This is a genomic window from Akkermansia biwaensis (genome assembly GCF_026072915.1).
In the GTDB taxonomy this organism is placed as follows: Bacteria; Verrucomicrobiota; Verrucomicrobiia; order Verrucomicrobiales; family Akkermansiaceae; genus Akkermansia; species Akkermansia biwaensis.
On record NZ_AP025943.1, the window covers coordinates 703588 to 720150 of the forward strand.

Below are 16563 nucleotides of genomic sequence, written 5' to 3' on the forward strand. Positions count from 1 at the left end.
ATCCCGCCGGATACGTCAACTCCATGCGCATTCCGCACAAACAAACGGAGCCTTGCCGAATAAAATTCTTGCAAGATCGCGGAATTACAGTCGTAATAAGGGGGATATGTTCGCCAACATTACACGTACGACCCTCTGCCTGACGGCATTCAGCATCGCCACCCTGATGGGCGCTCCCCTGGATGCCACCAAAACGGAGAGCCTGGACTGGAACTGGAAATTCGCCCGCTTCGGCAAAATGCCGGACGGCAGCACCCTGCCGGAACCGGGAAAAGCCCTGGGATTCGCCACGGCAACGAGTGAAGAAGCCGGCAACCCGGCCGACAATGCCGTAGATGGAGACAAGTCCACCCGCTGGTGCGCCGACGGCGGCAAAAGCGGAGAAAAACTGACCGTAGACATGGGGCGCCCCGTAGATGTAAAAAACATCAACATTCTGTGGGAAAAGCAGAATAACCACCTTTTCAAGCTGGAAAGCTCCAGCGACGGGAAACGCTGGACGACCATTGAGGACAAAACCTCCGGCCAGAACAACAGCAAGGACGACACGGTGGAAAACAAAAGCGGCAAGGCCCGTTACTTCCGCGTTACCGCTACAGGCAACAACCAGAGCAACTGGGCCAGTATCCGTGAAATCACCTTTACCGACGCCAAGGGAGAAACCATCCGTCCCCAGGCCCCTAATGGAGGCAAGGCCGACACCCCTTCCAGCCCCGGCTTCAACGACAAGAACTGGCGGTCCCTGAACCTGCCGCATGACTGGGGTATTGAAGGCCCTTACCGCATGGACCTTCCCAATGAAACTGGCAAGCTCCCATGGGTAGGCATCGGCTGGTACCGCAAAACGCTGGAAATTCCCGCAGACGCCAAGGGCAACCAATTCTATCTGGACTTTGACGGCGTAATGTCACGCCCGAAAATCTATGTGAACGGAGAACTCGCCGGAGAATGGAAATACGGCTACGGTTCCTTCCGCGTGGACATCACCCCCTTCCTGAAATTCGGCCAGAAAAATTCCATTGCCGTCAGGGTGGACAATCCCCCCAACTCCTCCCGCTGGTATCCGGGCGGGGGCATTCACCGCCATGTATGGCTGACGGAATCCAACCCCGTTCACATTGAGCACTGGGGCGTCTTCGTCAAAACTCCGGAAATCACCAAATCCGCAGCCAAGGTGGAAGTGGACACCACGGTGAAAAACACCACGGAACAGCCCGTCACCCCCACCGTCACGGAAGAGATCCTGGACGGAAACAAGGTAGTGGCCTCCGTCACCACCAAGGGGGAAGCCATTCCCGCCGGAGAAAAAGGCAAGGTCACCAGCACGCTCACGCTCAAAAATCCCACTCTGTGGACGCTCAAGGCTCCCCATCTCTACAAGATGAAAACAATCGTCAAGGTGGGGGACAAAATCATTGATCAGAAATTCACGAACTTCGGCGTACGCACCATCGAATGGAAGCCCACCGGATTCTATCTCAATGGCGAGCGCGTCCAGCTCAACGGCGTCTGCCAGCACCACGACCTGGGACCGCTGGGCGGGGCCGCCCACACGCGCGGCTATGAACGCCAGATTGAAATCCTGAAGGAAATGGGCGTCAACTCCATCCGCACCTCCCACAACCCGCCCGCTCCGGAAGTTCTGGACTTGTGCGACAAAATGGGAATACTGGTTATCGACGAGCTCTTTGACATGTGGCACAGCGCCAAAAAGGGACAGGACTACCACAACTACTTTGACGAATGGCACGAACGCGATCTGGTCAACTTCTGCCACCGGGACCGCAACCATCCCAGCGTCATTGCATGGAGCACGGGCAACGAAGTGCCGGAACAGGGCAACAAGAGCCTGCACCACGTTTCCCAGACCCTGACGGACCTCTTCCACCGGGAAGACCCCACCCGCAAGGTAACGGCAGGCTGCAATGACGCAGGCGCCGCCCGGAACGGGTTTGCGGACACTCTGGACGTGTACGGCTACAACTACAAGCCCTGGGCATACAAGGCCTTCTCCAAGGACCGGCCGGACCAGCCCTTCTACGCCAGTGAAACCTCCTCCTGTGTCAGTACGCGCGGAGAATACTTCTTCCCCGTGGACTGGAACAAGAGCAAGGGATTCTTCCTCTACCAAGTCAGCTCCTACGACCTGTACGCCCCCGGCTGGGCATACCGTCCGGACGTGGAATTCGCCGCCCAGGACGACAACCCCAACAGCGCGGGGGAATACGTATGGACGGGCTTCGACTACCTCGGCGAACCCACTCCCTACAACCTGGACGCTACCAACGCCCTGAACGTGCCTGAAGGACCCGAACGGGAAAAAATGATGGCGGAACTCAAAAAGCTGGGCAACCGCGCGCCTTCCCGCAGCTCCTACTTCGGCATTGTGGACTTGTGCGGCTTCAAGAAGGACCGCTTCTACATCTACCAGGCAAAATGGAGGCCGGACGTCAAGATGGCCCACATCCTGCCCCACTGGAACTGGCCGGAACGCAAGGGTGAAATCACGCCCGTGCACGTTTACACCAGCGGAGATGAAGCGGAACTCTTCCTGAACGGCAAATCCCTGGGAGTCCGCAAAAAGGGCAAGGGCGAAAAAGACCGCTACCGCCTCGTGTGGGAAGACGTAAAATATACGCCCGGCACCCTCAAGGTAGTCGCCAAAAAGGACGGCAAGGTGTGGGCTACGGACACGGTAACCACCACCGGAAAACCGGCGGCCCTTACCCTGAAGCCGGACCGCAATGAAATCAACGGAGACGGCTACGACCTCTCCTATGTCACCGTTGCCGTCCGGGACGCCCAGGGCCGCATGGTTCCGCGCAGCAAAAACATGCTCACCTTCAAGGTCACCGGCCCTGTGGAAATTGCCGGCATCTGCAACGGAGACCCGACGGACTTCACCACCATGGCCAATCCGGAAAACAAGAATATTCTGAAAATCAAGGCCTTTAACGGCCTTGCCCAGGTCATTCTGCGCTCCCGCAAGGGAGAATCCGGCAAGGCGACCCTCCAGGTCATCTCCAACGGTCTCAAACCTGCCCAGACGACCGTAACGGTCAAATAAGGACGGAAAAAACCTTTGTGAACCAGCCGCCGGTTCCCGCACGGGAGCCGGCGGCTTTTTCATGCCGCCGCGGAAGGAATGAAATTGATGTCCCTTCCCTCCCCCCGCCTCATGTAGGGATTGAAAGAAAAAAACTTTATGTTACCCTCTTGCGCATGTCTGATCTGCCCAAAGCATATGATCCGTCCCTCGTGGAAGAAAAGTGGCAATCCCTCTGGATTGAAGAAGGTTGTTTCAAGGCTGACCCGGCTTCCGAAAAGCCTGCCTACTCCGTCGTCATTCCTCCCCCCAACGTCACGGGAGTGCTCCACCTGGGCCATGTGCTGAACAACACCATTCAGGATATCCTGGTGCGCCGCGCGCGGCAGAAGGGATATGAAGCCCTGTGGCTTCCCGGAACGGACCATGCGGGCATCGCCACGCAGGTGCGCGTGGAAAAGGACCTCAGGCAGACCACGTGCCAGACCCGCCATGACGTGGGCCGTGAAGCCTTTCTGAAAAAAGTGTGGGAATGGAAGGAAAAGCACGGCGGCATCATCATCAACCAGCTTCACAAGCTGGGCTGCTCCTGCGACTGGGACCGCGAACGCTTCACGATGGATGAGGAATACACCAGGGCCGTCGGGCAGGTCTTCATCGATCTCTTCAAGGAAGGCCTCATCTACCGAGGGCGCCGCATGGTCAACTGGTGCCCCGTCTCCCTCACGGCCCTTTCCGATGAGGAAGTCATCATGACGGAGCAGAAAAGCAAGCTCTACACCGTCCTGTACAAGCTGGAAGACGGCTCGGGCGCCCTTCATGTGGCCACCACCCGTCCGGAAACCATCATGGCGGACGTGGCCGTGGCCGTAAATCCCAGGGACCCGCGTTATGCCCATCTCATCGGCAAAAACGTGATGCGCCCGCTCAACTCCACGCCCATTCCCATCATCGGGGATGAATATGTGGAAATAGAATTCGGCACCGGCGCCCTCAAAATCACCCCGGCCCACGACAAGGCGGACTTTGAAATCGGCCAGAAATTCAATCTGGAAATCATCGACATCCTCACCCCCGACGGCCATATCAACTGCCCGGACGTTCCGGAGCTGCACGGCATGGACCGCTTTGACGCGCGCCATAAATCCGTGGAAATGCTGGAAGCCGCCGGCCTCATGATCAAAATTGAAGACTACGACAACAAGGTAGGCTTCTCCGAACGCGCCAACGTTCCAATCGAACCGCGCCTCTCCATGCAGTGGTTCCTCAAATACCCCTGCGTTCAGGAAGCTGCGGACGCCGTCGCGGATGGAGAAATCACCTTCCGCCCCGCCCGCTGGGCGAAAACCTATGCCCACTGGCTGGAAAACATTCAGGACTGGTGCATCTCCCGCCAGCTCTGGTGGGGGCATCGCATCCCCGTCTGGTACAGGAAAGACAAGGCGGAAGAACTCCGGAACGCTCCCGCGCTGGATGCCTCCGCCCTGGAAAACGGCTACATCTACGTGGGAACGGAACCTCCGGCGGATCCGGAAAACTGGACTCAGGACAACGATGTGATGGACACGTGGTTCTCCTCCTGGCTGTGGCCCTTCGCTACGATGGACGATGCCACCCGCGCCAAATTCTACCCCACTACGGACCTGGTCACAGGGCCGGATATCATCTTCTTCTGGGTAGCCCGCATGATCATGGCCGGTTACCGCTTCCAGCATGAAAAACCATTCAGCAACGTCTTCTTCACCTCCATCATCCGCGACAAAATAGGGCGCAAGATGAGCAAATCCCTGGGCAACTCCCCGGACCCCCTGGACCTGATCGCCCACTACGGTGCGGATGGCCTCCGCTTCGGCCTCATGCGCATCGCCCCCACCGGGACGGACGTCCGCTTTGATGAAAGCCAGATCGGGGAAGGCCGCAACTTTGCCAACAAGCTCTACAACGCCACCCGTTTCCGCCTCATGCAGGGCCATGTGGGGAAAGAAGCCGCCCCGCAGTACTCCTCCGTTCACCTGGCTATCATTTCCAAGCTCAGGCAGCTCCACGCGGACGTGGAAAAAGCGCTGGCGGACTACGAATTCAATGCCTTGATCCAGGTGCTATACCAATTCTTCTGGAATGAATACTGCGACCGCTTCCTGGAAGCCGTCAAGGGCGACCTGAGGGACGGCGCGGACGCCTCCGCACGGGCGGCTACCCTGACCGTTATGGACACGGTGCTCCGCCACTATCTGGCCCTGCTGCATCCCGTCATGCCTCACATCACGGAAGAACTCTGGTCCTCCCTGGGCTTTGCGGACGGCAACGGAGGACTGCCCCTCATGCTCACCCCCCTGCCCTCTCCGGACGGCCTGCTGGCCGGGGTGGACGAGGAACGCATCACGCTTGCCTGCGCACAAGCCGCCGCCCTCTACGAAACGGCCAACAAGGCGCGCAACCTCAAGGCGGAATACGACCTGTCCAAAAACAAAAACGTCAGCTTCGTCCTGAAAACGGCCAACGACGTTCCTCAGGACATCCTTTCCCGTCTCTCCATCCTGGCGAACGCCAAATCCGTCACCCGGGACGCTTCCTACGCCGCCCCGAAGGGAACTCCTGCGGCTCTCACGCCTCTCGGAGAGCTCTTCCTGCCGCTGGAAGGCCTCATTGATGTGGAAGCAGAGCGGGAACGCCTGGGACGGGAACTGGACAAAATCTCCAAGGAAATTGTCAAATCATCCGCCAAGCTTGACAATGCGGGCTTTGTAGAACGTGCCCCTGCGGAAGTCGTTGCCCAGGAAAAGGAGCGTCTGGCGGACTGGAAGGCAAAACAGGCTCAACTGAAAGCGATGCTTGATTCCCTCTCCTAAAAGCATATTCTACCCGGAATGAATGATCTTCAACAGTACTTTGAAGACCGGAAGCAATTCGTGGAATTGCTGGAAGCGGTCGGCATCAGTACGCTGAAGGAATTCTCCGCGATTGATCCCTTCACCGTTTTGCCTGAACTCCATCAGGCAAAACGGATACTGAAACTGGAGACGGAAATACCCGCGGCTCCCGTGTTCAGGGAATGGGTGGCCCAGGCCCTCACTGCTCCCAGGGCGGCAAGCCCGGACAGCATTACCCGGGCCGCAGACTTCATCCTGCCGCTCGCCACTCCTGTGAACACGACGGAGAAAACGGAAGAAACACCTAAAGTACTTCTCCCGGAGAGAAAATCCGCACCCGCCGGCAAGCCTGCGGCCTCCAAATCACAGTCCCGGGAAGAATACAGCTACCGTCCCGCCAAACCGGCTTCCGTGCAGGAACAGCCCAAAACCTATCTGCGGAAAAAAGGCATCAAGCACCTGACTCCTTTTCGGACCTGGATCGGAGCCGTAGCCGTTCTTCTCTTCTTCGCCAGCAGTATCTCCGCCATTGTCCTGACAACCATGATGCTGCTTAACGGAGAACGGGGCTGGCAAATCATCTGCCTCTGCTTCGGACCCTGGATACTGGCCCTGATTCTTTACCTTGCCGTGGCTCTTCCCCGGAAATGCAGCGTATGCCGGGCACCCCTCTTCTCCTTTAAAAAATACAACCGCAACAAGGCGGCCCACCACATTCCGCTGTTCGGTTATGTATTCGCGACAGCTCTGCATATATTCCTCTTCAACTGGTTCCGCTGTCCGGCCTGCGGCTCGGCCCAGCAGTTGGGCGGTAAATCCCCCGCAGAGAACGGCCGGCATTAAAAGGCCCCGGAAAACGGGCGCAAACTGCCGAAAAAGAGGGGGAAGCCTACAGATTCATCAGGAAGCCTTCTCCGCCCTCTGAATGCTCCACAGAAGCATTTTCCATGGCACTTGTCTGCAACTCCGGAAACCTTGCCAACGGCTTTCCAAACATCCGGATGCCATATTTCCTTCCGTATCCGCTCTCCCGGCTGCAAAAATGACAACGTACCCTTCTCAAACCGCCATAAAAAAGCCGCCTCCCAAAAAGGAAGGCGGCATTTCAACATCCTGGCGTGTCTCAATTAGAGCACTTCCGGAGCAAGGGAAACAATCTTCATGAACTTCTTTTCACGGAGTTCACGGGCGACCGGCCCGAAAATACGGGTGCCGCGCGGGTTGTTGTCCTTGTCGATAATCACTACGGCGTTGCCGTCGAAACGAAGCACGGAGCCGTCGTCACGGCGGATCGGGGCGGCAGTACGCACCACAACAGCCTTCACCACGGTACCCTTCTTTACGGAAGCGGTAGGAATGGATTCACGGATGTGGCAGGTAATAATGTCGCCGATGTGGGCCTGACGCGTGCGCTTGCCGATAACGCCAATCATCTTGGCGGAGCGGGCGCCGGTATTGTCGGCCACCTGAACTAAGGATTCCATCTGGATCATGGTATCAAATCTCCTCTATTTAATGGTTGATTCCTGATTAGTGGGTAAGCACTTCCACCAGTTCCCAGCACTTGAGCTTGGAAAGCGGGCGGGTCTCAACGATACGTACCTTATCGCCTACCTTGGCCATGGAATTCTCGTCGTGAGCGTAAAACTTCTTGCTCTTCTTGACGATCTTCTTGAACTTGGGGTGCGGAACGCGGGCAACGTATTCCACAACGATGGTCTTGTCCATCTTGGTGGAGGTCACCACGCCGACGCGCGTCTTGCGAAGGCCGGGCTTCTTGGTTGTTTCGGTTTGTTCGGACATGGATTCTAAAAAATGTAGAATGTTCTGTTGTTACCGGAAATCCTGCAGCTTACGCTTCCCCGGTTTCACCCTGAATGGTGAGGACGCGGGCAAGGTCCTTGCGGACGGTACGGATTCTCTGGTTGTTTTCCAGCTGGCCCGTGGCCTGCTGGAGACGGAGATTGAAGAGTTCTTCACGAAGGCTGCGCACCAGAGCGGAAAGCTCCTTGGCGGACATAGCACGAAGTTCTTTGGCGGAGTTCTTATCGGACATGGTGATGAGTAGCTTTAGTGTTGAACGCCTTGACGATAGACGAAGCGGGTCGGCACGCCCAGCTTGTTGGAAGCCAGACGAAGGGCTTCACGGGCCTGGGATTCGGTCACGCCGCCAACTTCAAACAGGATGTTGCCGGGGCGGACAACGGCCACCCAGCCTTCAACGGCGCCTTTACCCTTACCCATACGTGTATCCGGGGGACGGGACGTAAAGGACTTCTGCGGGAAAATGCGGATAAACACCTTACCTTTACGTTTCAGGTAACGGTTGATCGCAATACGGCAGGCTTCAATCTGGTTGTTGGTGATCCAACCGCGGTCGAGCACCTGAAGGCCGAAGTCACCAAAGGCAACATAGGTACCGCTGGTGGCATTGCCGGAACGGCTGCCGCGGTGCATCTTGCGGTGCTTCACTCTTTTGGGCATTAAAGGCATATCTTATTCCTCCTTATGTTAAGTGTGATGAATAGTGTAATGACGGGACTCAGGCGCGCGGACGACGGGGACCGCGAGGACCGGACGGACGGGAATTCTGCTGGGAGACGACTTCGTCGCGCTTGTTCACCCAGCACTTCACGCCGATAATGCCGTACAGGGTACGGGCTTCGGCAAAGCCGTAGTCGATCGGCGTGCGGAGAGTCTGCAACGGCACTTTGCCTTCGCGGTACCATTCGGCACGAGCGATGTCGGCGCCGCCGAGACGGCCGGCGCAACGGATGCGGATACCGTCGGCACCGCGTTCCATGGCCACCTGCACGGCGCGCTTCATGGCGCGGCGGAAGGAAACACGGCGTTCCAGCTGGACGGCCACGTTCTCAGCGATAAGCTGGGCGTCCGTTTCAGGGGAGCGGATTTCCACGATGTCAATGTTGACCTGGGTGGAAGCGCCGCAAAGCCCCTGAAGGTACTGGCGGATCTTTTCAATTTCTTCACCCTTGCGGCCGATCACCAGACCCGGGCGGGCGGTGTGAACGGTGATGCGGACGCTGTTCCAAGCACGTTCAATCACGATGCTGGAAACGGCGGCGGACATCAGCTGCTCCTTGATGTATTTGCGCATTACCAAGTCTTCATGCAGCTTGGTGGCGTAATCCTGGCCCGTGGCGTACCACTTGGAGCGCCAGTCCTTGTTGACGGCGAGGCGGAACCCGATTGGATTTACTTTCTGACCCATGATGTTAGTTCAGCTATATGTGTGTTAGATTGTGATGAACTTAGCCTTCTTGATCGGCCAGTACAACGGTGATGTGGGATGTGCGCTTCCGGATCATGTTGGCGGATCCTCGGGCGCGGGGCATGGTACGGCGCATGGTGGGACCTTCATCAACCATGACGGACTTGACGACGAGCGTATCGACAGACAATTCCGCATTGTTTTCAGCGTTGGCCACGGCGGACTTGAGCGTCTTATTCAGCAGATAGGCACCCTTCTTGGGGGTGTAGGACAGGATGTCGGTCGCCTGGGAGACGGACAAGCCTTGGATTTCTTGAGCAACATCGCGCATCTTCTTGGCAGAGATGCGGGCGTATTTGTAAACAGCTTTCACTTCCATGGGTTTTTCCTCGTAGTGCAGGTTATTTATGAAGATGATTTAATCGTTGGTTTTTACTGAGGCAGAATCTCCGACGCGCACCGGATCGGCCGGCGCCATGAGCTTCTGAACAAGCGCGCCACACACATCCTTGCGAACGTCTGTGACCACGGCTTCTCCGATGGTTTGTGCTCCACGGGTCAGCAGCAATGGCATCCCGATTTGCATCCCGGCGGATTTTCCGACGTTGACCACCACCACTCCGGACTCGGAGTCGATGCTGAGCACCTTGGCTTCCGCCTGGGTTCCCGCGCCATCTCGCACGGGCTGTTGCCTGTATCCGAGCACGGAATCCAGCAGGCGCAGGGAACTTTCCACTGCCGTTCTGGCGTCCGCATCCTCGGATATGGCCTGTTTCATGTAGGCGAGGATAGCTCCGGAGAGCTTGACTGACGCCTGTTCCAGCCGCTGAATGCGGTCGCTGAGAACTTCGATGTTAGCCATCGCCTGGATCAGGCGTTCCTCACTGTTACCTAGCGCTGCACCCCCCAAAGCCTCCAGCCGGGAACGGATGTCCAGAAGCTGGGCATTCGCGTTGTCGGCATCAATGCGGGCTTGGGCGTAGGATGCCTTGAGAGCCGCATTTTGCTTTTCGAGGTGCTCGATTCTGCGCGTCAGTGCTGCCGTACCCTCTTCCGCTCCCTGCATGGTTCCGCCCAGGCCGACAATGGCCAAGAGGGAATAGGCAAGGATGGAAGAAGGGTTCGACATGTTGATTGTTAACTTACTGATTACTTCTTACCGATACCGCCGTGCTGTTTGAAGACACGAGTCGGGGCAAATTCACCAAGCTTGTGGCCTACCATGTTTTCCGTGACGTACACGGTGGCAAAATTCTTGCCGGCGTGCACCAGGAAGGTCAAGCCTACGAAGTCAGGCGTAATCATGGATGCACGGCTCCAGGTCTTGATCGGCTTGCGATCGCCGGATTCAAGCTGAGCGTCGATCTTGGCGAGAAGCTTTTGACTGACAAAAGGGCCTTTTTTGAGAGAACGTCCCATGTTATATGATCCTAGTTAAAGTTATTGTGTATTGATTACTTGGAGTTGCGGCGCTGTACAATGACGGAATCGCTGGGCTTGCGGAGACGGCGGGTCTTCTGGCCCTTGACATGGCCCCAGGGAGACTTCAGGTGCTGGCGGCCGCCACCGGACTTGGACTTGCCTTCACCACCGCCGTTGGGGTGGTCGACGGGGTTCATCGTCATGCCGCGGACGGTGGGACGGACGCCCAGCCAGCGGGTGCGGCCGGCCTTGCCGGACATTTCGTTCATGTGCTGGGTATTGCCGACCTGACCGATGGTGCAGTAGCAATCCTCATTGAAACGGCGGATTTCACCGGAGGGCATCTTGATCAGCGCATAACCTGCTTCACGGTTGGAAACGATGGCCTGCTGACCGGCTGCACGGGCAACCTTGCCGCCGGAACCCGGACGGATTTCAATGTTGTGAACGGAGGTACCCAGGGGAACGTTCTTCAAAGGCATGGCATTGCCAACCTTGGGAGCAACCTTCTGGCCGCTTTCCACCTTCATGCCTACCTGCAGGCCGTTGGGGGCCAGGATGTAGGACTTTTCACCGTCCTTGTATTCGATCAGGGCGATGCGGCAGGTGCGGTTGGGATCGTATTCGATGGTGAGCACGGTGGCAGGCACATCGAACTTGTTGCGCTTGAAGTCCACCAGGCGGTACTTGCGCTTGTGGCCACCGCCAATGTGACGGGTGGTGATGCGGCCGTTATTGTTGCGGCCACCGGACTTCTTGAGGGGACGGCAGAGACTCTTTTCCGGAGTGGAGGTAGTGATTTCGTCAAAGGACGGCCACACCTTGTAGCGGTTAGAGGGAGTAACTGGCTTGAATGACTTGAGGGACATGATAGCTTTCCTTCCTAATAGGGGCTTTAAACGAGGTCAAGGGTTTCACCGTTGGCAAGCTTGATGTAAGCCTTTTTCCAATGGGCGGTGCGACCTGCGTCAGCACGGCGCTGACGCTTGAGCTTGCCGTCATAGTTGGCGGTACGGACAGAAGCGACCTTCTTGCCGAAAGCAACTTCAACAGCCTTCTTGATTTCGATCTTGTTGGCGTCGCGGTCAACTTCAAGGACCAGCTCTCCGGTGGTTTCCTGGAGCATGGTGGCCTTTTCGCTGATGCGCACCTTCTTAATGACTTGGTAAATGTCTTTCATGGCTTCTTAAGCAGTACGGCTGGCGAGGGTTTCTAAAGCGTTGTCAACGAGGATCACTGCGTCAGCCTTCATGAGCTGTTCAATGTTCACTTCAGCGGCGGTCATCAGGAGCACGTCCTGAACGTTGCGGCCGGCGAGGTAGGTGGCTTCATCAAAAGAAGCGGCCACGATGAGCACTTTCTTGGCGTCTGTCAGATCCTTGACGGCCTTGATGAAAGACTTGGTCTTTCCGTCGGCCACGGAGAATTCGGCAACGGTGCTGATTCTGGAAGCGGCGATCAGATCGCCCAGAACGCGGCGCAGGGCCAGACGGCGGGTGCTCTTGTTCACCTTCTTGGAATAGTCGCAGGGACGGGGGCCGAAGACCACGCCGCCGCCCACGAAAATGGGAGCGCGCTTGTCGCCGTGGCGGGCGTTGCCCGTACCCTTCTGGCGGAAGATCTTCTTGTTGTTGCCGCTGACTTCACCGCGGGTCTTGGTGTTGGCGGAACCGGTGCGGCGGTTTGCCTGATAAGCCACGATGAGATCGTGCACGGCCTGAGAGCCCTTGTCACTGCCTGCAACCTGGATGTTGGCGGCAGCGGCGGCTTCTAATGTAAAGGTATTTGCGGACATAGATAGGTTTTCCTATATTCAATGTGTGGTTGCTAAAGCCTACTTCTTCTTGGCGGGGCGGATCACGAGGTAGGAACCGCGTGCACCGGGAACGGCGCCGGAGATGAGGATAACATTGTCTTCCGGACGAACAGCCACAACCTTCAGGTTCTGAACCGTGCGCCTGGCGTTGCCCATCTGCCCGGGCATCTTCTGGTTCTTCCAGACGCGGCCGGGGGTGGAGCAACCACCCACACCACCGGTACGGCGGTGCATCATGGAACCGTGGGCGGCGGGAGAGCCGTGGAAGTTGTGGCGGCGCATTGCACCCTGGAATCCCTTGCCCTTAGAAGTGCCGATCACGTCAACCCACTGGCCGGCGGAAAAGAGATCCACGCCGGGATCTTCGGCGCCTTCGGCAGGCAGTTCGGAAGCTTCCACGCGGAATTCCTTGAGGAGCTTGGTGGGCTGAATGCCCAGTTTCTTGAAGTGGCCGGCCTGAGGCTTAGCCACACGGCTTTCCTTCTGCGCATCAAAGGCAACCTGAATGGCATTGTAGCCATCTTTGTCTTCCGTTTTGATCTGGGCGAAGGTGTTGCCCTTGACGTCAATGACGGTCACGGGCACCATAGCGCCGGATTCCTGGTCAAACAGACGGGTCATACCGACCTTTTTTCCGATAAGTCCTAGAGCCATTGTAGTGTGTCTTTCTGTTTTTTTATTACTTATCCGGGTACCAAACTAGATGCGGATCGTGATGTCCACGCCGGCGGGAAGGTTGAGCTTCTTGAGCTCATCAATCGTGCGTGCGGTCGGATCGACGATGTCGAGCAGGCGCTTGTGGGTGCGGATTTCAAATTGTTCAGCCGACTTTTTGTTGACGTGAACGGAACGGTTCACGGAGAATTTCTCAATGCGGGTCGGCAGCGGGATCGGGCCGTGAACTTTGGCTCCGGTGCGCTTGGCGGTTTCAACGATCTCCTGGGAGGAGCGGTCGATGGCGCGGGAGTCGAAAGCGCGGAGTCGAATGCGGATTTTTGGACTTTGCATGGACGTGCGGTCTATTGGTTATACTTCAAAGGTTGTTTATTTGGCCCTGTCGCTGACGATCTGGTCAACGAGGTTCTGAGGCACCTGTTCAAAGTGGGAGGGCTCCATGGAGTAGGAGGCGCGGCCACTGGAAAGGGTACGGATGGCGGTGGAATAACCGAACATTTCGGACAAGGGAACCATGGCCTTGAGAATGCAAGCATTGGCCTTGTTTTCCATGTTGCTGATCTGGCCGCGGCGGCGGTTCAGGTCGCCCATGATGTCGCCCTGGTAGTCGGTCGGCGTGGAAGCTTCAACGGACATGATGGGTTCCAGCATGATGGGCTTGGCCTTCTTGAAGGCGTCCTTCATGGCGAAGATGGCGGCCATCTTGAACGCGTTTTCGTTGGAGTCCACTTCGTGATAGGAACCGTCCACCACTTCAACGTGTACGTCCACCACCGGATAACCGGCGATAACGCCCGTGGTCATGGCTTCGTTGAGACCGGCGTAAACGGCGTTCATGTATTCCTTGGGAATCGCGCCGCCCACAATCTTGTTTTCAATGGTGAGGCCTTTGCCCCGTTCGTTCGGCTTCACGTCGATGACAACGTGGCCGTACTGGCCGCGGCCGCCGGACTGCTTCACCAGCTTGCCGTCGCCGTGGGCGGGAGCAGTGATGGTTTCGCGGTAGGCGATCTGGGGCTTGCCGATGTCGGCTTCCACCTTGAATTCGCGCATCAGGCGGTCAATGATGATTTCCAGGTGAAGTTCACCCATGCCGGAAATCAGGGTCTGGCCGGTTTCTTCGTCGGTCTTCACGCGGAAGGTCGGGTCTTCTTCAGACAGGCGGCCCAGGGCGTTGGACATTTTTTCCTGGTCGGCCTTGGTCTTGGGTTCCACGGCCATGGAAATAACGGTTTCCGGGAAGGTGGGGGGTTCCAGGCAGATATCGTTGTCCGGGCTGGTGATGGTGTCGCCTGTGGTCACATTGCGCAGTCCCACGATGGCGGCGATGTCGCCGGAATACACGGCGTCAATATCCGTGTGCTGGTCAGCCTGGATCTGGATGATGCGGCCCACGCGTTCCGTTTTGCGGGTGCGGGGATTGTATACGGTGTCGCCCTTCTTGAGGACGCCGGCATACACGCGGATGAATACCAGCTTGCCGACGAACTTGTCAGCCCAGAGCTTGAACGCCAGCACCATGGGCTTGGCGTCGTCCGTAGCGGTGATTTCAAAGGTCTTTTCCGGATCCAGCGTGCTTTCAGCGTGGGCAGGAACGGTTTCCACCGGAGAGGGAAGGTAATCCACAACGGCGTCAAGCAGGAACTGAACGCCCTTGTTCTTGAAAGCGGAACCGCCGGCAACGGGAATAAACTTGTTGGCGATGGTGGCGCGGCGGATGGCCTGCTTGAGTTCGAGAGCCGTGAAAGGTTCTTCCATGAGAACCTTCTCAGCAAGTTCATCGTCCACGTCGGCAACACGGCTCACCAGTTCGTGGTAGGCCAGTTCGGCTTCTTCCTTGAGTTCGGCGGGAATCTCTTCAACCGAATAGGTGGAGCCGAGGCGGTCGTTGTCGGCGTAAATGATGGCCTTCTGGTTCACGACGTCGATCTGGCCGCGGAGCTGGTCTTCGGAACCAATGGGAATCAGGATGGCGGCGGCATTGGCACCCAGTTTGTTGTGGATGTCGTCCAACACGTTGTTGAAATTGGCGCCGGTGCGGTCCATCTTGTTCACAAAGCACATGCGCGGAACGCTGTACTTGGTGGCTTGACGCCACACGGTTTCCGTCTGGGGCTGCACGCCGGCCACACCGCAGAATACCACGATGGCGCCGTCAAGCACGCGGAGGGAACGTTCCACTTCAGCGGTGAAGTCAACGTGCCCGGGAGTGTCAATAACGTTCAGCTGGAAGTTTTCACCTTCGAACACTTTGCTGATGCCTTCATTCTTCACCTGCTTCCAGTTGGTGGTAACGGCAGCGGAGGTAATGGTGATACCGCGTTCGCGTTCCTGCTCCATCCAGTCGGTGGTAGCGGCACCGTCGTGCACTTCGCCGATCTTGTGGATCATGCCTGTGTAGAAGAGGATGCGCTCGGACAAGGTGGTTTTGCCGGCGTCAATGTGAGCGGAGATACCGATGTTGCGGTACCGCTCAAGAGGAGCCTTGCGATTGGGATTGTTTACGTGATCGGACATAGTGTCTGGGAAATATCTGTAATGATCGAAAGTGAATGATTCTGCTGACGGTCGCGAAAGGGATTACCAGCGGAAGTGGGCAAAGGCGCGGTTGGCCTGGGCCATCTTGTGCACGTCGTCGCGCTTGCGGACGGCGGCGCCCTGGTTGTTGGCGGCTTCCTTGATTTCGTTGGAGAGCGCCTTGTGCATCGGCACGCCCTTGCGGTTGCGGGCATAGTTCACGATCCAGCGCATGGCCAGGGATTCGGAACGGGCCGGATCCACTTCAAGCGGAACCTGGTAGGTGGCACCGCCAACGCGGCGGCTCTTCACTTCCACACGGGGCTTGGCGTTTTCAATGGCGCGAGTGATCACTTCCAGGGGATCAATGCTGTCCGTGCCTTCGTTAGCCATGTCGATGGCAGCATAAACAATGCGTTCCGCAAGGGAGCGCTTGCCATCCAGCATAACCTTGCTGATCAGCTTGCCGACAAGAGTGCTGTCGTAACGGGGGTCACGACGTTCGATTTTTCTATAGACGCGTTTACGGCGGGCCATAATATTTAATAGGTAAGATTGTTAATGTTTACTTGGCAGCAGCCTTCGGGCGCTTGGCGCCATACTTGGAACGGCCCTGACGGCGCTTGTCGACACCGAGACAGTCAAGAGCGCCGCGGACGATATGATAGCGAACACCGGGCAAGTCCTTCACACGACCGCCGCGAACAAGCACGATGGAGTGTTCCTGAAGGTTGTGACCTTCACCGCCAATGTAGGCGATCACTTCTTCACCATTGGTAAGACGGACCTTGGCCACCTTGCGAAGAGCCGAGTTCGGCTTCTTGGGCGTACGGGTCATCACCTGGAGACAAACACCGCGGCGTTGCGGGCAGCTATGAAGAGCGCGTGACTTGGACTTCTCTTCCGGAGTAATACGTCCCTTGCGGACGAGCTGATTAATAGTCGGCATGTTTTCCTGCTTTGGTTGTGGTTCGTCGGTCTGCAC

General features: G+C 57.3%; 19 protein-coding genes. 3 read left to right on the forward strand and 16 right to left on the reverse strand.

Annotated features, from left to right (window positions below; translation table 11 throughout):
* Nucleotides 1-106: 106 nt before the first annotated feature.
* The 3 genes from galB to OQH67_RS02835 all read left to right on the forward strand — a co-directional run bounded on the left by galB (nucleotide 107) and on the right by OQH67_RS02835 (nucleotide 6759).
* Nucleotides 107-3067: a beta-galactosidase GalB gene (gene galB, locus OQH67_RS02825; RefSeq protein ID WP_215437045.1), complete on the forward strand. Its 2961-nt coding sequence runs from the start codon at nucleotides 107-109 to the stop codon at nucleotides 3065-3067.
* 155 nt (nucleotides 3068-3222) lie between these two features.
* A complete protein-coding gene (locus OQH67_RS02830) occupies nucleotides 3223-5895 on the forward strand; it encodes a valine--tRNA ligase (protein WP_215437055.1) in 2673 nt (890 codons plus the stop codon).
* An 18-nt stretch (nucleotides 5896-5913) separates the two neighbouring features.
* Nucleotides 5914-6759 carry a hypothetical protein gene (locus OQH67_RS02835; protein ID WP_215437058.1) on the forward strand — a complete coding sequence of 282 codons (846 nt, stop codon included), beginning with the start codon at nucleotides 5914-5916 and terminating at the stop codon, nucleotides 6757-6759.
* A gap of 284 nt (nucleotides 6760-7043) precedes the next feature.
* Here OQH67_RS02835 and rplN read toward each other — a convergent pair whose 3' ends face one another.
* The 16 genes from rplN to rpsL all read right to left on the reverse strand — a co-directional run bounded on the left by rplN (nucleotide 7044) and on the right by rpsL (nucleotide 16527).
* The gene (rplN, locus tag OQH67_RS02840) at nucleotides 7044-7409 is read right to left on the reverse strand and encodes a 50S ribosomal protein L14 (protein ID WP_012419350.1); all 366 of its coding nucleotides are present in this window, start codon (nucleotides 7407-7409) and stop codon (nucleotides 7044-7046) included.
* Nucleotides 7410-7446: 37 nt separating this feature from the next.
* Nucleotides 7447-7719: a 30S ribosomal protein S17 gene (gene rpsQ / locus OQH67_RS02845; protein WP_067570841.1), complete on the reverse strand. Its 273-nt coding sequence runs from the start codon at nucleotides 7717-7719 to the stop codon at nucleotides 7447-7449.
* A gap of 49 nt (nucleotides 7720-7768) precedes the next feature.
* Nucleotides 7769-7972, reverse strand: a complete 204-nt coding sequence (rpmC, locus tag OQH67_RS02850; RefSeq protein ID WP_067570843.1) for a 50S ribosomal protein L29 — start codon at nucleotides 7970-7972, stop codon at nucleotides 7769-7771.
* Nucleotides 7973-7986: 14 nt separating this feature from the next.
* Nucleotides 7987-8409, reverse strand: a complete 423-nt coding sequence (gene rplP, locus OQH67_RS02855; RefSeq protein ID WP_022397796.1) for a 50S ribosomal protein L16 — start codon at nucleotides 8407-8409, stop codon at nucleotides 7987-7989.
* A gap of 49 nt (nucleotides 8410-8458) precedes the next feature.
* Nucleotides 8459-9148 (reverse strand): 30S ribosomal protein S3, encoded by a 690-nt coding sequence (gene rpsC / locus OQH67_RS02860; protein WP_012419354.1) that lies wholly within the window; start codon nucleotides 9146-9148, stop codon nucleotides 8459-8461.
* Nucleotides 9149-9188: 40 nt separating this feature from the next.
* Nucleotides 9189-9527, reverse strand: coding sequence for a 50S ribosomal protein L22 (rplV, locus tag OQH67_RS02865; protein WP_215437061.1), 339 nt, complete (start codon nucleotides 9525-9527; stop codon nucleotides 9189-9191).
* Nucleotides 9528-9566: 39 nt separating this feature from the next.
* The gene (locus tag OQH67_RS02870; RefSeq protein ID WP_215437064.1) at nucleotides 9567-10277 is read right to left on the reverse strand and encodes a hypothetical protein; all 711 of its coding nucleotides are present in this window, start codon (nucleotides 10275-10277) and stop codon (nucleotides 9567-9569) included.
* Between the two features lie 20 nt (nucleotides 10278-10297).
* A complete protein-coding gene (gene rpsS, locus OQH67_RS02875; protein WP_012419357.1) occupies nucleotides 10298-10567 on the reverse strand; it encodes a 30S ribosomal protein S19 in 270 nt (89 codons plus the stop codon).
* 35 nt (nucleotides 10568-10602) lie between these two features.
* Entirely contained in the window at nucleotides 10603-11439 is an 837-nt protein-coding gene (gene rplB / locus OQH67_RS02880) for a 50S ribosomal protein L2 (RefSeq protein WP_067570852.1), read from the reverse strand.
* Between the two features lie 26 nt (nucleotides 11440-11465).
* Nucleotides 11466-11750 (reverse strand): 50S ribosomal protein L23, encoded by a 285-nt coding sequence (rplW, locus tag OQH67_RS02885; RefSeq protein WP_022397790.1) that lies wholly within the window; start codon nucleotides 11748-11750, stop codon nucleotides 11466-11468.
* Nucleotides 11751-11756: 6 nt separating this feature from the next.
* On the reverse strand, nucleotides 11757-12365 hold the full coding sequence (gene rplD / locus OQH67_RS02890) for a 50S ribosomal protein L4 (RefSeq protein ID WP_067570854.1): 609 nt from the start codon (nucleotides 12363-12365) through the stop codon (nucleotides 11757-11759).
* Nucleotides 12366-12404: 39 nt separating this feature from the next.
* Nucleotides 12405-13040, reverse strand: a complete 636-nt coding sequence (gene rplC, locus OQH67_RS02895) for a 50S ribosomal protein L3 (RefSeq protein ID WP_067570855.1) — start codon at nucleotides 13038-13040, stop codon at nucleotides 12405-12407.
* A gap of 45 nt (nucleotides 13041-13085) precedes the next feature.
* Nucleotides 13086-13394, reverse strand: coding sequence for a 30S ribosomal protein S10 (gene rpsJ, locus OQH67_RS02900; RefSeq protein ID WP_022397787.1), 309 nt, complete (start codon nucleotides 13392-13394; stop codon nucleotides 13086-13088).
* 36 nt (nucleotides 13395-13430) lie between these two features.
* Nucleotides 13431-15578 (reverse strand): elongation factor G, encoded by a 2148-nt coding sequence (fusA, locus tag OQH67_RS02905; protein WP_067570856.1) that lies wholly within the window; start codon nucleotides 15576-15578, stop codon nucleotides 13431-13433.
* A gap of 63 nt (nucleotides 15579-15641) precedes the next feature.
* Nucleotides 15642-16115, reverse strand: a complete 474-nt coding sequence (rpsG, locus tag OQH67_RS02910; protein ID WP_067570857.1) for a 30S ribosomal protein S7 — start codon at nucleotides 16113-16115, stop codon at nucleotides 15642-15644.
* A gap of 28 nt (nucleotides 16116-16143) precedes the next feature.
* Nucleotides 16144-16527, reverse strand: coding sequence for a 30S ribosomal protein S12 (gene rpsL, locus OQH67_RS02915; protein WP_012419365.1), 384 nt, complete (start codon nucleotides 16525-16527; stop codon nucleotides 16144-16146).
* Between the last annotated feature and the right edge of the window lie 36 nt (nucleotides 16528-16563).